General features: G+C 37.7%; 16 protein-coding genes. 11 read left to right on the forward strand and 5 right to left on the reverse strand.

Going from position 1 to position 13,834, the window contains the following annotated elements:
- Positions 1 to 2: 2 nt before the first annotated feature.
- The 3 genes from E0E02_RS03140 to E0E02_RS03150 form a co-directional block, all read right to left on the reverse strand.
- Positions 3 to 806, reverse strand: a complete 804-nt coding sequence (locus tag E0E02_RS03140) for a PTS mannose/fructose/sorbose transporter subunit IIC (protein WP_074565154.1) — start codon at positions 804 to 806, stop codon at positions 3 to 5.
- Positions 807 to 972: 166 nt separating this feature from the next.
- Positions 973 to 1,965 carry a PTS sugar transporter subunit IIB gene (locus tag E0E02_RS03145; RefSeq protein ID WP_133017817.1) on the reverse strand — a complete coding sequence of 331 codons (993 nt, stop codon included), beginning with the start codon at positions 1,963 to 1,965 and terminating at the stop codon, positions 973 to 975.
- A gap of 328 nt (positions 1,966 to 2,293) precedes the next feature.
- On the reverse strand, positions 2,294 to 3,109 hold the full coding sequence (locus tag E0E02_RS03150; RefSeq protein ID WP_133017818.1) for an HAD family hydrolase: 816 nt from the start codon (positions 3,107 to 3,109) through the stop codon (positions 2,294 to 2,296).
- An 86-nt stretch (positions 3,110 to 3,195) separates the two neighbouring features.
- On the opposite strand from E0E02_RS03150, the gene E0E02_RS03155 reads away from it, so the two are divergent.
- From E0E02_RS03155 to E0E02_RS03180, 6 genes are all read left to right on the forward strand, one after another.
- Positions 3,196 to 3,780 (forward strand): hypothetical protein, encoded by a 585-nt coding sequence (locus E0E02_RS03155; protein ID WP_039696001.1) that lies wholly within the window; start codon positions 3,196 to 3,198, stop codon positions 3,778 to 3,780.
- 100 nt (positions 3,781 to 3,880) lie between these two features.
- Complete coding sequence (locus E0E02_RS03160; protein WP_133017819.1) at positions 3,881 to 4,480, forward strand: DUF1361 domain-containing protein; 600 nt, start codon at positions 3,881 to 3,883, stop codon at positions 4,478 to 4,480.
- 104 nt (positions 4,481 to 4,584) lie between these two features.
- Positions 4,585 to 6,006: an NCS2 family permease gene (locus E0E02_RS03165; RefSeq protein ID WP_133017820.1), complete on the forward strand. Its 1,422-nt coding sequence runs from the start codon at positions 4,585 to 4,587 to the stop codon at positions 6,004 to 6,006.
- Positions 6,007 to 6,182: 176 nt separating this feature from the next.
- Positions 6,183 to 6,626, forward strand: coding sequence for a tRNA (adenosine(37)-N6)-threonylcarbamoyltransferase complex ATPase subunit type 1 TsaE (gene tsaE, locus E0E02_RS03170; RefSeq protein WP_074561333.1), 444 nt, complete (start codon positions 6,183 to 6,185; stop codon positions 6,624 to 6,626).
- Positions 6,619 to 7,131, forward strand: coding sequence for a GNAT family protein (locus tag E0E02_RS03175; RefSeq protein ID WP_133017821.1), 513 nt, complete (start codon positions 6,619 to 6,621; stop codon positions 7,129 to 7,131). The genes tsaE and E0E02_RS03175 overlap by 8 nt, the downstream gene beginning before the upstream one ends.
- A 10-nt stretch (positions 7,132 to 7,141) precedes the next feature.
- A complete protein-coding gene (locus E0E02_RS03180; RefSeq protein WP_074603723.1) occupies positions 7,142 to 8,314 on the forward strand; it encodes an LCP family protein in 1,173 nt (390 codons plus the stop codon).
- Between the two features lie 85 nt (positions 8,315 to 8,399).
- On the opposite strand, the gene E0E02_RS03185 is transcribed toward E0E02_RS03180, so the two are convergent.
- Both E0E02_RS03185 and E0E02_RS03190 read right to left on the reverse strand, forming a co-directional pair.
- Positions 8,400 to 8,705, reverse strand: a complete 306-nt coding sequence (locus E0E02_RS03185) for a hypothetical protein (protein ID WP_133017822.1) — start codon at positions 8,703 to 8,705, stop codon at positions 8,400 to 8,402.
- Positions 8,702 to 9,121 carry an HIT family protein gene (locus E0E02_RS03190; protein WP_074565143.1) on the reverse strand — a complete coding sequence of 140 codons (420 nt, stop codon included), beginning with the start codon at positions 9,119 to 9,121 and terminating at the stop codon, positions 8,702 to 8,704. Before E0E02_RS03190 ends, E0E02_RS03185 begins: the two co-directional genes overlap by 4 nt.
- Positions 9,122 to 9,184: 63 nt before the next feature.
- Here E0E02_RS03190 and E0E02_RS03195 point away from each other — a divergent pair, with 63 nt between their 5' ends.
- The 5 genes from E0E02_RS03195 to E0E02_RS03215 all read left to right on the forward strand — a co-directional run bounded on the left by E0E02_RS03195 (position 9,185) and on the right by E0E02_RS03215 (position 13,829).
- Complete coding sequence (locus E0E02_RS03195; protein ID WP_133017823.1) at positions 9,185 to 9,910, forward strand: ABC transporter ATP-binding protein; 726 nt, start codon at positions 9,185 to 9,187, stop codon at positions 9,908 to 9,910.
- A 2-nt stretch (positions 9,911 to 9,912) separates the two neighbouring features.
- Complete coding sequence (locus E0E02_RS03200) at positions 9,913 to 10,947, forward strand: ABC transporter permease (protein WP_133017824.1); 1,035 nt, start codon at positions 9,913 to 9,915, stop codon at positions 10,945 to 10,947.
- Positions 10,948 to 10,999: 52 nt separating this feature from the next.
- Entirely contained in the window at positions 11,000 to 11,821 is an 822-nt protein-coding gene (locus E0E02_RS03205) for a phosphotransferase family protein (RefSeq protein ID WP_039695962.1), read from the forward strand.
- On the forward strand, positions 11,821 to 12,459 hold the full coding sequence (gene trmB, locus E0E02_RS03210; RefSeq protein ID WP_133017825.1) for a tRNA (guanosine(46)-N7)-methyltransferase TrmB: 639 nt from the start codon (positions 11,821 to 11,823) through the stop codon (positions 12,457 to 12,459). The genes E0E02_RS03205 and trmB overlap by 1 nt, the downstream gene beginning before the upstream one ends.
- Before the next feature lie 344 nt (positions 12,460 to 12,803).
- Positions 12,804 to 13,829 carry a diguanylate cyclase gene (locus E0E02_RS03215; protein ID WP_133017826.1) on the forward strand — a complete coding sequence of 342 codons (1,026 nt, stop codon included), beginning with the start codon at positions 12,804 to 12,806 and terminating at the stop codon, positions 13,827 to 13,829.
- Positions 13,830 to 13,834: the final 5 nt, after the last annotated feature.

Consider the following 13,834-nt stretch of genomic DNA (forward strand, 5'->3'; position numbering starts at 1 on the left):
TTCTAGTAGTCTTCCAAGATATCGCCGATTGGGTCACCAGAACCTGAAACAGTTCCGCCACCATTTCCACCTTTTTCTGAAAGGTTAAGGTAGATAAGAGCCATAGCAACACCAATAGCACCAAGAGCGATAAGTGTGAAGTCTGAAACAGCTGCAAATACGAAACCTAGTACGAAGAAAGGCCAAACTTCGCTTGTAGCCATCATGTTGATAACCATAGCGTAACCTACGGCAACAACCATACCACCACCAAGTGTCATACCATCTGCCAACCAGTCAGGAATAGCATTCAACATACCTTGAACTGTTGAAGTTGGAAGAGCAAGAAGAAGTGCGATAGGAAGAGCAATACGGATACCTTGAAGAAGAAGTGCAAACATGTGAGCACGTTCAACAGCAGCGATATTACCTTTTTCAGCAGCAGCGTCAGCAGTGTGAACAACCGCAACTGAGATTGTACGAACAACCATAGTAAGAGCAAGACCTGCAACGGCAAGAGGGATGGCAACGGCAGTTGCGACACCAATACCTTTAGAAGTGAAGTCTCCACCTTTAACCATGATTACTGAAGCGGCAGTCGCAGCAAGTGCGATATCTGGTGCAACAGCGGCACCAATGTTAGCCCAACCAAGAGCGATCATTTGTAGAGAACCACCAAGGATAATACCTGCAGTCAAGTGACCAGTTACAAGACCAATCATTGTACATGAAACAAGTGGTTGGTGTAATTGGAATTGGTCAAGGATACCATCGAGACCTGCAAAGAAGGCAACAACGATGACTAAGATAATAGAAATAACTGACATTATTCTAGTTCCTTTCGTTTATAAAAGTTTTCAATGTGCAATTGTAAGCCAGAAACCACGGCTTACATGTTTTGGATAAAAACAGGAAGTTTGAATCTTTCTGACAGGTGAAAGCCCTTCATAGAAACGCTTACTTTTTGTTCCTGCCTGAAGCATTATTCAAAAATTATTGAACGTTTGCTTTTTTGATTAGATCAAACAAGTCTTTTTTAGAATCATTAGGGACTTTACGAACATCGAATGTTACGCCAAGGTCACGTAATTTTTCAAATGTAGCAACGTCATTTTTGTCCATTGACAATACGTTGTTAACCATTGTTTTACCTGTTGAGTGAGCCATTGAACCAACGTTAAGTTCTTTAATTGGCACACCGCCTTCGATAGCTTCAAGAGCTTCTTGAGGTGTTTCAAACAAGATAAGTGCGTGTGTGTTACCAAAACGAGGGTCTTTAGAAGCTTCAATCAATTTCTTGATTGGAACTACGTTTGCTTTAACACCGTTTGGTGCTGCTTGTTTGATCAAGCCTTTACGCAATTCATCTTTAGATACAGTGTCAGATGCAACGATGATACGATCAGCTTTAGAAGCTGGTGTCCAGTTTGTTGCAACTTGTCCGTGAAGAAGACGTGTGTCAATACGAGCGAGGTTAATTTTAAGTTTACCATCACCGATGACAGTTCCTTCAGGGATAGCACCTTGAGGAGCAGCTTGTGCGGCAGGCGCTGCAGCAGCTGTTTCAGCTGGGTTGAGTTCTTCAGGAAGTGCTTTAACACCGTCTTTAGACTCTTTAATGATATTTGCGGCAACTTGTTCAACACCTGCATTTGCGTCCATCATACGCTCAGTGTAGGCTTGGATAAGCATTGGCAAATTAAGACCTGTAATGATAGCCATCTTGCGGTCTGGATTTTCACCCATTACGCGACTAGCTTGGTTAAATGGAGAACCACTCCAAAGGTCAGCTAGTACGAGGATTTCATCATCAGCATCAAATTGTGCGATAGCATCGTTGAAGTGTGCATATAAATCATCAGGTCCTTCGCTTGGCATGAAAGTTACAACTTGAACTTTCTCTTGGTCACCAAAGATCATAGAACCTGATTGATGAATACCTTCAGCAAATTTACCATGGCTGGCAATAATAATACCGATACCCATTCTTGTTCTTCCTCCTTATGATTATTTTTCGTTGAAACAAAAAAGAATAATCTCCTTCCGGACAAGTCCGGCAATTCTTTTCCGTTCCAAGGAAATTTTAAGAACGATATTATTGTAAAACGTTTTCACAAAAAATGCAATAGCTTTTTGAGAAAAAATAACAGAAATCATGAAAAATTTTCAGAAACCCGCAAAATAAAGCGATTAAATTGTATAAATTGCAAAATAAAGTTCGGGAAAAACGGCATGTTTTTTGAAAGAATCATGAAAAGGTTTTGAAAACAATGAAAAAAAGAAAAAACTTCCTAAAAAGAAGTTTTTCAGAAATTTATAGAAAAATTTTCGCTAATTCTTTTGCAACACCGTCTTCTTCGTTGGTGAAGTCTGTTTGTTTATCAGCAAATGGTAGGAGTACGTCGCTAGCATTTTTCATGGCGTAACCTGTACCGGCGAAGGTCAACATTTCGGTATCGTTATGTTCATCACCAAAAGCAATCAAATCTTCTCGGTTCATGTTTAGAGTTTTTAGTAAGTACTTGAGAGCATAGGCTTTGTTGATGCCCTTAGGTGAGAATTCCAAGATATTAAGCGGTCCGCCCCATGAATCAATTTCGATTTCGTGGTTGAAGTATTTGCGCATTTCATCGGCAAGAGCATATTTGTCTTCGTGATGAGTTTGCATCAAAAGACCATTTGGATTTTCGGTAATTTTTGTTACATCAAGTGTCATTTTATCGGTGATTTTATCGACACCAAAAAGTTGTGGATTGATGATGTCGTGATTATCGGCACTGATGAAGAATTTTTTACGGTATTCACTAGCGATAAAGTCTGCTTGGATACTTTTTTGGATGTCTAGGACATCAAGCAGGTATTGTTTATCGATAGTGACGCTGTGTTCAAAGTCCCATTTTTTTTCGGGAAGGTGTGTCAAGGAACCGTTAAAGGTAATCATAGGTGTTTCAAGTTGTAAGCGGCGGTAGTGCTCAAGAGCCATGCGGTATGGACGACCTGTCGCAATAACGACCTTGTGACCTTTTTCTTGTATTTTTTTAATAGTATCAACAGTATAATCTGAGATGGTATTGTCACTGCGCAGCAGTGTACCATCCAAATCAAGAGCAATCATTTTTTTCTTTGTCATAGGTGTTATTATAACAAAAAAGAGTGGCAAAGAAAAAGAAAAGTAGGTATGATATAATGGTTTTAATAAAAAATGAGGTTACGCTAATGTATAAAATTTTTTGGAGTCATGTGTTTGCTTTAGGGATTATTTTAAGCATTACTTTCTTTCATGCAGATAGCAATGGGTTGATGAATGATGTGCTATTTTCATTGTTAACAGTGGAAATGGGATTTTTCTTTTTTTATTTTAAACACATTGTTCTACGAGTGGCAGCATTTGTCTTATGGTGTTTTTTCTACCCGAATAATTTAAATGTCTTGTTCAGTGTGGCAGATAGATCATGGGCAACGTCTGTTTTATGGTCTGCTGATGGGATGACATCATTTATGATTTATTTGGCAGTGCTAGTATTTTCATTGGTTGCAGGGACACTAAGTTTGCGAATGATTTTAAAACCTTTGAAGTTAAATCAGTATATTCAAGTATTCTTTGTGATGGGAGTAGCATTCTTTGCTAGCTTGCTTTTTCAGGTACTCCGAACATTAGGAATTACGTGGAAAGTGATTATTAATCAACACTTAAATATCTTTGAAGAAGCGGCGAAAGCTTTATCGACGATTAACATGCCTTTTATTCTTGGGTTGATGGTCGTTCAAGTCATGATGTTTGTTGTTCTTGATAATGATTAGTAGAAAAATGGAGGCGAGTTATTCTCGTCTCCATTACTTGTTTTAAAGGGTAATTTAGGTGCTTTTCTGCTATAATAAGTCTTAAGAAAGGGGGAGAAATATGGTTAAAAAGAATGTTTTGATTCACATCTTTTTTGGAATCATTTCGTTTGGCATTTATTATTACCATTTGCAAGGTCCAGATCTGGTATGGAACATGTTTTTGGCGCTGCTAGCTCTTGATTTTTCACTTCTTTCCTACTGTACAAAGCAAAAAGTGGTGAGATGGTCAAGTGGTCTCTTATGGTTGTTTTTTTATCCGAACACTTTTTATATGCTAACCGATATCGTTCATATGAATTTTACAGATTCAGTGCTATGGAATAAAACTAGCTTGATTTTGTATCTGCTGTACGTATCTAGTATTTTATTTGGTGTTTTATGTGGGATTGAAAGTGTTAAGAACATTGTGGTGACTTTTAAACTAAAAAATTATTATATCCGAATGTTTTTTATTGCAATCCTATCTTTTGTTTCGAGTTTCGCGATTCATATTGGACGTTATGCAAGGTTAAATTCTTGGGATATTTTCACTAGACCTGGTCTTGTTATTGATGAAATTTTGAATGTAATTAGCTGGAATGCTATTCATTTCGTGCTTGGTTTCACTTTTTTGCAGGTTTTATGTCTTATTTTTTTAGATCGTGAAAATTTTAAATAAAGTTATTGAAAACTGAACAATCTTTTGGTAGAATATATAAGTCGTTCGGAAATAGAAGAAAAAGCGACTATTATTAACCTTATTAAAGGAGAAACCATTTAAAAATGGAAAAGTTTTTTAAACTTAAAGAACATGGTACAGATGTTCGTACAGAAGTAACTGCTGGTTTAACAACATTCTTTGCAATGTCATATGTATTGTTCGTTAACCCATCAATCCTTTCACAAGCTGGAATGCCTACACAAGGTGTGTTCCTTGCTACAATTATCGGTGCTGTTGTAGGTACATTGATGATGGCCTTCTACGCTAATCTTCCATATGCACAAGCACCAGGTATGGGACTTAACGCCTTTTTCACATATACAGTTGTCTTTTCATTGGGTTACTCTTGGCAAGAAGCTCTTGCGATGGTATTCATCTGCGGACTTATCTCACTTGTTATTACAGTAACTAAAGTTCGTAAATTGATTATTGAATCAATTCCAGCAGCATTGAAATCAGCTATTTCAGCTGGTATCGGTATTTTCCTTGCTTATGTTGGTATTAAAAATGCCGGCTTCTTGAAATTCTCTATCGATGCTGGTACTTATACGGTAGCTGGTACTGGAGCTGATAAAGGTCTTGCTTCAATTACAGCTAACGCATCAGCTACACCAGGATTGGTCGCTTTTAACACACCAGGTGTTATACTTGCTTTGATTGGTCTTGCTATCTCAATCTTCTTTATCGTTAAAGGAATTCGTGGTGGTGTTATCCTTTCGATTGCTGTAACAACAGTTGTTGGTATTTTGATTGGTGTTGTTGATCTTGGTTCAGTTAACTGGGCTGCAACTAACTTGTCTGCTTCAATCAATGATTTGAAAGAAATCTTTGGTGTAGCTCTCGGTAGTCAAGGTCTTGGTTCATTGTTCTCAGATGCTTCACGTATTCCAGGTGTCTTGATGGCAATCCTTGCTTTCTCATTGACAGATATCTTTGATACAATCGGTACACTTGTTGGTACTGGTGAAAAAGTTGGTATTATTGCTTCAACTGGTGAAAACAAAGAGTCTAAAGCACTTGATCGTGCCCTTTATTCTGACTTAGTTGGTACTACACTAGGTGCCATCGCAGGTACTTCAAACGTTACAACTTACGTTGAATCTGCTGCAGGTATTGGTGCTGGTGGTCGTACTGGTTTGACTGCTCTTACAGTAGCCGTACTATTTGCTATTTCAAGCTTCTTTAGCCCACTTGTTTCAATCGTTCCTACACAAGCAACAGCTCCAATCCTTATCATTGTTGGTGTTATGATGCTTTCAAACCTTAAAAACGTTAAATGGGATGATCTTGGTGAAGCTGTTCCAGCATTCTTCACATCAATCTTTATGGGATTCAGCTACAGCATTACTTACGGTATCGCTGCTGGATTCATCACTTACACATTAGTTAAAATTGTAAAAGGTCAAGCAAAAGAAGTTCACGCTGTTATGTGGGTTCTTGACTTCTTATTCATTCTTAATTTCGTTAGCTTGGCTATTTTATAAAAATATAGTTTTTGACAAAAAGCTGAAGGTACGTTCTCTCACCTTCGGCTTTTTTTGTATGGTGAAAGAGGTAGAAAGCTTGTCATTAGTGAATTTAATAGCCTATTGGATAAAATCTACCTATGAAAAAACTGGCGAGACTTGGAAGGTAAGCAGAATTTTGATATAATGGACTCATGTTTTATAGTCATAATGAAGATGAGTTGATGGCTTATGGTTATCGACTCGGTCGAAAATTACAAGCAGGAGATGTTCTGGTCTTGACTGGAAATCTTGGTGCCGGTAAAACGACATTAACCAAAGGAATCGCAAAGGGCCTTGATATCGATCAGATGATTAAGAGCCCAACCTATACGATTGTTCGGGAATACGAGGGGCGTTTACCGCTCTATCATTTAGATGTTTACCGTATTGGAAATGACCCAGATTCTATTGATTTGGATGATTTCTTGTATGGTGATGGTGTTGCTGTCATCGAATGGGGTGAACTTTTAGAAGAAGATTTACTTGGCGATTATTTAGAAATCATTATCACTCCTTCAGGAGATGGTCGTGACATTGAGTTACAATCTAATGGCCCACGAAGTAAGGAGCTTTCGGAGGCTATAGAACGTGGCTGAACAAGAGGTAATCGTTGAAGAAGCCCAACTCTCTGATGCCAAAGCCTTGGTTGACTTGCTTAGTCAGGTTAGTCAAGAGACAGATTTTGTGGTTGCAGAAACGATTTTGTCACAAGAAGATATGGAGATTTTCTTGGAGCGACATTTTGAGTCTGTTAATGAAATTTGCTTGGTCGTAAGAGTTGGTAAAGAGTTGGCTGGTGTTTTAAATGTATCCAGCACTAGCTCACCACAAACTAATCATATCGGCGATATTTTCATTGCTGTGCAAGAAAAATACTGGGGATATGGTCTCGGTTCGCTTCTTATGGAAGTTGCTCTTGATTGGGCTTGCCACACGCCAGTGATTCGTCGTTTGGAGTTGACGGTTCAGGCTAGAAATAGCAGAGCTGTTCACCTTTATGAAAAGTTCGGTTTTAAGATTGAAGCTACTAAAGAACGTGGCGCAAAAACTAAAGATGGAGAATTTCTTGACGTCTACTTGATGAGTAGGTTGATAGACTAAAAGTAAACAAATGAAACTCGGAAAAAAAATTCTGCTTATGATAGCAGCAATCGTTGTGACAACAGTTGTTGCATTAGGTGTTTATATTACAAGTGCTTATAATTTCTCGACAAGTGAGCTCTCAAAAACGTTTAAGGATTACAAGACGTCTGGTTCAAGTAGCAACGCTATTAAACAGACAAAACCTTTCTCGATTCTCTTGATGGGGGTTGATACAGGGGACTCTGAACGTCATTCAACTTGGGAAGGTAACAGTGACTCAATGATTTTGGTAACTGTTAACCCTAAGACAAAGACGACAACAATGACAAGTCTTGAACGTGATATTCTTATTGAATTAACAGGTCCTGAAGATAATGATATGAATGGTGCTCAAGCTAAATTGAATGCCGCTTATGCTTCAGGTGGTGCCCAAATGGCTATCATGACCATCCAAGACTTGCTTGATATCAAAATTGATTACTATATGCAAATCAACATGCAAGGTTTGGTCGACTTGGTTGATGCTGTAGGTGGTATCACAGTCACAAATGATTTTGATTTCCCAATCTCAATTGAAGAGACAGAGCCAGAATACACGTCATCAATTGAACCTGGAACTCACAAGATTAATGGTGACCAAGCTTTGGTATACGCACGTATGCGTCACCAAGATCCAAAAGGAGACTACGGTCGTCAACAACGTCAACGTGAAGTTATCCAAAAAGTGCTTAAGAAAATCTTAGCTCTTGATAGTGTGTCATCTTACAAGAAAATTCTATCTGCTGTAAGTAAGAACATGCAAACAAACGTTGAAATTTCATCAAGTACAATTCCAAGTCTTCTTGGTTATGCGGACTCTCTAAAAAATATTGAAACGTATCAGTTAGAGGGTGAAGGACAAACGATTAATGAAATTTCTTACCAAATCGTAAGTTCTGATCATTTGCTTGAAGTGCAAAACCGTATTAAGAAACAACTTGGTTTAGAAGAAAGCACGGAATTAAAAACAACAGCAGTTCTTTCTGAGAATCTTTACGGTACTTCATCTTATTATAGTAGTGATTACAGTAGCGATTATAGCAGTTATGATAGTGGCTATAGCACAGGTTATGACACCGGTTATAGTGATTATAGCAACAGTGGCTACAGTGATTACTCAACCGATACTTATTCACAAGATGCAAGTGCTTATGCATATTAACATAAAAAAGTCGACTATTTGGTCGGCTTTTCATTTTAGATTTGAGAGGCATACAAAAAGTACTGGAATTTTCCAGTACTTTTTGTTATTGTTCTAATTCTTGGTATTTTGAAAGTGTCGTTTTGATTTGTTCAAGTCGGCTATTGCTTTCTTGTTCAAATAAGCGACGTTTGTAGTCCAATTCTTGGCTAATGCTTTCAAGTTTTGGTAATTGTTGGTTGATATTATCAATCGCTTGGTTGATTTTGGTAATATCTGCAGCAATTTTGTCACTGATATCGTTAGCATCAGTGATATCGTCTTTAATCTCTTCGCGTTTTTGGTAAGCTTGGTAAGCTGTAAATCCAGCGCATCCAGCTAGGCCTAAGGCGATAAAAGAGCTTAATTTCATGCTTCTACCTCTTTAGCAATTTGCTCTGCTAATTTTCCAAGAGCTTCAAAATCTGGTTCATGTTCTGTGAAGTTAAGTGAGAATTCGTCGTCGTTAGCATAACGTGGAATGAGATGAACATGAGCGTGGAAAACGGTTTGTCCAGCGACTTCTTCGTTATTGTTGACGATGTTCATGCCAACAGCTCCAGTCGCTTTTTGAACAGCACGCGCAACTTTTGGCAAGCGCGCAAAGAGTTCTTGTGATGTTTCTTCAGACATAGCAAGGACGTTACGAACGTGTTCTTTTGGAATGAGGAGAGTGTGTCCTTTAGTTGTTTGTGAAATGTCTAAGAAAGCTAAGACTTTATCGTCTTCATAAACTTTTGATGACGGAATGTCACCTGCGATAATTTTACAAAAGATGCAATTTTCCATTTGAATCACCTATAATCCTTTGATTTTGTTATAATTATTATATCAAAAAAATGTGGGTAGCTTATGTTAAAAATTGAAAATGTCACAGGTGGATACATTAATATCCCTGTTTTAAAAAATATTTCTTTTGAAGTTGGTGACGGTGAGTTGGTCGGCTTGATTGGGCTAAATGGTGCTGGGAAATCAACGACGATTAATGAAGTTATCGGACTTTTGACACCTTATCAAGGAAAGATTACGCTTGACGGCTTGACTTTGGTTGATAACCAAGCAGAGTATCGCAAAAAGATTGGCTTTATTCCTGAAACGCCAAGCTTGTATGAAGAGTTAACTTTACGTGAGCATTTAGAGACGGTTGCTATGGCTTATGACTTTGATTTTGATGAGGCGATGGCGCGTGCCAAGGAATTGCTAAAACTTTTCCGTTTGTCTGATAAGCTTGAGTGGTTCCCGATTAATTTTTCAAAAGGGATGAAGCAAAAGGTTATGATTGTCTGCGCCTTTATGATTGATCCTCATTTGTTTATCGTTGATGAGCCATTTTTGGGGCTAGATCCTTTGGCGATTTCTGATTTGACAGATTTGCTAGCGCAGGAAAAATCAAAAGGCAAAGCTATTTTGATGTCAACGCACGTGCTAGATGCTGCTGAAAAAATGTGTGATCGATTTGTGATTTTGCATCATGGTCAAGTGCGTGCAATGGGAAATCTAGCTGAATTGCGTCAAGCTTTTGGAAAAGAAGATGCTAGTTTGAACGATATTTACATGGCTTTAACTAAAGAGGGATAGAAATGAAAGAAGTTTTTCGAAAACGACGCAGCCTCTTTTTAGGGCAATGTCTGAAATACTTGCGTTATGTCTTAAATGATCATTTTGTCTTGGTCTTGCTTTTCTTATCAGGCTTTTTGATGGTCCAATACGGTGAGTTATTAAAGCATTTTCCAAAGCAACATTGGTGGCTTGATGTCATTTTGGTCATTGTGACGCTTGCTCTTCTTAGTCTTGGTAGCATTGCAACTTATATTGAGGCACCAGATAAGCTATTTTATTTGCCAAAGGAAGAAGAAGTGGTGGCTTGGATTCACCAAGCAAGAGTCCGTTCTTTTGGTGTTTGGGCAGTGCTACAAACAGCTGTTTTCTTGTTGCTAGCACCTATTTTCTTTAAATTAGGTTTCTCAGTTCCTGTTTTTGTGGTCTGTTTACTTGCTTTACTTGCTATTAAGTGGGTGATTATGGCGAGAAAGGAACAAGTCTTTTTTAGAGCTGGGCATTTTTCTTGGGAAGCTGCCATTACTTATGAAACCAAGCGCCGTCAATCTATTTTGAAATTCTTTGCCCTCTTTACAACGGTTAAAGGAATTTCGGCAAGTGTCAAACGTCGTGTTTACTTAGATAAGATACTCGGTTTGGTTAAGAAACGTCACGATAAAACGTGGTCGAACCTTTATCTCAGGGCCTTTCTTCGTAGTTCGGATTATCTGGCTTTAACTTTGCGTCTGGTTTTATTAGGTGTTCTTGCTTTGTTGTTTATTCCAAATCATCTAGTAGCAGCTGGACTTGCTTTAATTTTTAATTATCTTTTACTGTTTCAGTTGTTAGGACTTGCTCAACATTTTGAGTATCAATATTTAACACGCTTATACCCCATTTCAGAAGCGCAGAAAATGGCGAATTTAAAGGCTTTGCTACGAACTTTATCTTATATGATTTGCTTGCTTGATGTGTTATTATGTTTTTCTTTGAAGGCTGCAGGGCTTTTGATTTTGATTACTGTAATTGTTACAGAATGGTATCTTCCTTACAAAATTGCGAAGATGATTGACTAGGGGCTGTAAAACAAGTAAAATAAAAGTGAAGAAAAGTATTAACGTATTATATATGAAAGAAAAGGAGGGCAGACAGGTGACAACAGTATCAGATCAGGAATTGACAATGACACCACTTCGAGGAAAAAGTGGGAAAGCCTTTATTGGTCAATATCCGAATGGTGAAAAAATCTTTATCAAGTTTAACACGACACCAATTTTACCAGCTCTTGCTAAAGAGCAGATTGCGCCACAATTGTTGTGGGTGCGTCGCACTGGTAATGGCGATACAATGAGTGCACAAGAATGGCTTGATGGAAGAATTTTGACTAAAGAGGATATGGGTAGTAAACAGATTGTCCATATTCTTTTGCGTTTACACAAGTCACGACCATTGGTTAACCAATTGTTACAGTTAAACTATAAGATTGAAAATCCATATGATTTGTTGGTTGACTGGGAAAAAAATGCACCGTTGCAAATTCGTGAAAATACGTATTTGCAAGGTATTGTAAAAGAACTAAAACGTAGCTTACCAGAATTTCGTTCTGAAGTTGCGACCATTGTACATGGGGACATCAAACACAGTAACTGGGTTATCACAACAAGTGGTATGATTTACCTTGTTGACTGGGATTCTGTTCGTTTGACAGATCGAATGTACGACGTAGCCTTTCTTTTGAGTCACTACATTCCTTACACACGTTGGGGTGAGTGGTTGAATTATTATGGCTATAAAGACAATGAAAAAGTACGCAGTAAAGTTGCTTGGTATGGACAATTTTCATATCTATCACAGATTTTGAAATGTTTTGACAAACGTGATATGGAACACGTCAATCAAGAAATTTACGGCTTACGAAAATTTAGGGAGTTAGTTAGTAAAAAGAAATAATGCGAGTTAGAAGACGTAAGGGTGCTGAGGAGCACTTAGAAAATAACCCACACTATGTTATCTTAAATCCAGAAGAAGCAAAAGGACATTGGCGTGAAGTCTTTGGTAATGATAACCCAATCCACATCGAAGTTGGTTCAGGAAAAGGAGCATTCATTACAGGAATGGCTTTGCAAAATCCAGATATTAACTATATCGGAATTGACATTCAAGTATCAGTACTTAGCTATGCTTTGGACAAAGTTCTAGATAGTCAAGCACCAAATGTACGTTTGTTGCTAGTTGATGGCTCTGATTTGACAAATTATTTTGCGGATGGCGAAATTGATTTGATGTATTTGAATTTCTCAGATCCATGGCCTAAGAAACGTCACGAAAAACGTCGTTTGACTTACAAAACATTCTTAGATACTTACCGTCAAATTTTACCTGAACACGGTGAAATCCACTTTAAAACTGATAACCGTGGCTTGTTTGAATACAGCTTGGCAAGCTTCTCACAATACGGCATGATTTTAAAACAAGTTTGGCTTGATTTGCATGCTAGTGATTTTGAAGGAAATGTCATGACTGAATATGAAGAAAAATTCTCTAAAAAAGGTCAAGTCATTTATCGTGTGGAAGCACAGTTTCAGTAAATAGCTAATGTTAGCAAAAAGAAGTTAGGAGACTAATCTTCTTTTGGAGAGGTTACTTAGTGGAGAAGCGTAAATGAATTTTAGGTTTCGAGGGTTCAAGTCCCTTCCTCTCCTTACACAATTGAATAGAAAAAGAAACGTCCTTTGATTTTTTAAACAAATCTGAATGTTTGGGGCGTTTTTTGCTTCTTTAATGGTTTTAGCGATTAAATAAGAAAAAAGGGGATAAGATTATGAAAAGAAAAACTCACTGGAGTTAATGGCGGTATATCCTTATAAATCGTTATTTAGGTGATGCGGCAAGTGCTTAATGTGGGAAAACTTGCTTAGAATAGTGAGGCTGTATGCTTTTAGGTAGAATAAAAGAATTATTATATAAGTATCAAGGCTGGTTGACCTATCTTGGGGCTTTGGTAGCATTTAATTTGATGTTGAAGCTGGCTTATGATGAGATTGTTATTAATCATAAGAATCCTGTGGAACTACTCATTTCAATTATTATATTAGGTGTGAGTTTATTGGCATCTTATCTCAATCGAAGACGTCACATGTTATCCTACTTTATCCTTGAAAGTTCTGATTACATTAATATGTATGCCCTTGATTTGAATTATCGTTTTATGGCTATCAATCGAAATGATATTCGTCTCATGCAAGAAATTTTTAAATTCACTCCAAAGATTGGTGATTGTCCGCTACGGCATTTGGATGCTGAAAGGGCTGCAGAGTTAAAAGCTAATGTCGATAGAGCACTGAAAGGTGAGACTTTTACGTCCTTAGATACTATCGAATATGATGGTAAGACACTTTATTGGCAGAATATGTTTTCACCGATTTATAATCGTCGCAAGAAAATTATTGGAGCTTTTTCGATTGTTGTTGATGTGACGGAGCAACGAAAACAAGAACTCGAAATGCAGAGATTGGCGTATGAAGATGTCTTAACTCAGGTTCATAATCGTCGCTATATTGAGCTGGCCTTTGATGAATGTGTGTTAAATAAGACAAATCCAATTACGGTTATCATGTCTGATTTGAATAAATTTAAGGAAGCTAATGATACTTATGGTCATTCTTGTGGTGACCAGATATTGATTGAGTATGGTGATTTGCTAATAAAAATTATGCCAAAGAATGCTGTTGTCGCAAGACTTGGTGGTGATGAATTTGCTATATTGTTGCCGAATGTTTCGGAACGGCAAGCTAAGATTTTGGTTGACCTTATCAAACTTGAGATGAAGGTTAAAGCAATGCCAGTTACAGCTTCACTAGGCTATTACACTGATAGTTATGAATCACGTAAAACATTTGCCGATTTCTGTGCCCTTGCCGATAAAAAAATGTATCAAGATAAAAATCAGAAAGGATAAAGCTT

This window comes from Streptococcus sp. KCJ4932 (assembly GCF_004352745.1).
Classification (GTDB): Bacteria; Bacillota; Bacilli; order Lactobacillales; family Streptococcaceae; genus Streptococcus; species Streptococcus ruminicola.

What these genes read in the sequence shown, in the direction of transcription:
- E0E02_RS03200 (WP_133017824.1), top strand. Translation starts at nt 9,913, where the DNA reads ATGAAAGAAGTTTTTCGAAAACGACGCAGCCTCTTTTTAGGGCAATGT.
- E0E02_RS03140 (WP_074565154.1), bottom strand. Translation starts at nt 806, where the DNA reads ATGTCAGTTATTTCTATTATCTTAGTCATCGTTGTTGCCTTCTTTGCA.
- E0E02_RS03195 (WP_133017823.1), top strand. Translation starts at nt 9,185, where the DNA reads ATGTTAAAAATTGAAAATGTCACAGGTGGATACATTAATATCCCTGTT.
- E0E02_RS03160 (WP_133017819.1), top strand. Translation starts at nt 3,881, where the DNA reads ATGGTTAAAAAGAATGTTTTGATTCACATCTTTTTTGGAATCATTTCG.
- trmB (WP_133017825.1), top strand. Translation starts at nt 11,821, where the DNA reads ATGCGAGTTAGAAGACGTAAGGGTGCTGAGGAGCACTTAGAAAATAAC.
- E0E02_RS03180 (WP_074603723.1), top strand. Translation starts at nt 7,142, where the DNA reads ATGAAACTCGGAAAAAAAATTCTGCTTATGATAGCAGCAATCGTTGTG.
- E0E02_RS03205 (WP_039695962.1), top strand. Translation starts at nt 11,000, where the DNA reads ATGAAAGAAAAGGAGGGCAGACAGGTGACAACAGTATCAGATCAGGAA.
- E0E02_RS03155 (WP_039696001.1), top strand. Translation starts at nt 3,196, where the DNA reads ATGTATAAAATTTTTTGGAGTCATGTGTTTGCTTTAGGGATTATTTTA.
- E0E02_RS03145 (WP_133017817.1), bottom strand. Translation starts at nt 1,965, where the DNA reads ATGGGTATCGGTATTATTATTGCCAGCCATGGTAAATTTGCTGAAGGT.
- E0E02_RS03165 (WP_133017820.1), top strand. Translation starts at nt 4,585, where the DNA reads ATGGAAAAGTTTTTTAAACTTAAAGAACATGGTACAGATGTTCGTACA.
- E0E02_RS03215 (WP_133017826.1), top strand. Translation starts at nt 12,804, where the DNA reads ATGCTTTTAGGTAGAATAAAAGAATTATTATATAAGTATCAAGGCTGG.
- E0E02_RS03190 (WP_074565143.1), bottom strand. Translation starts at nt 9,121, where the DNA reads ATGGAAAATTGCATCTTTTGTAAAATTATCGCAGGTGACATTCCGTCA.
- tsaE (WP_074561333.1), top strand. Translation starts at nt 6,183, where the DNA reads ATGTTTTATAGTCATAATGAAGATGAGTTGATGGCTTATGGTTATCGA.
- E0E02_RS03150 (WP_133017818.1), bottom strand. Translation starts at nt 3,109, where the DNA reads ATGACAAAGAAAAAAATGATTGCTCTTGATTTGGATGGTACACTGCTG.
- E0E02_RS03185 (WP_133017822.1), bottom strand. Translation starts at nt 8,705, where the DNA reads ATGAAATTAAGCTCTTTTATCGCCTTAGGCCTAGCTGGATGCGCTGGA.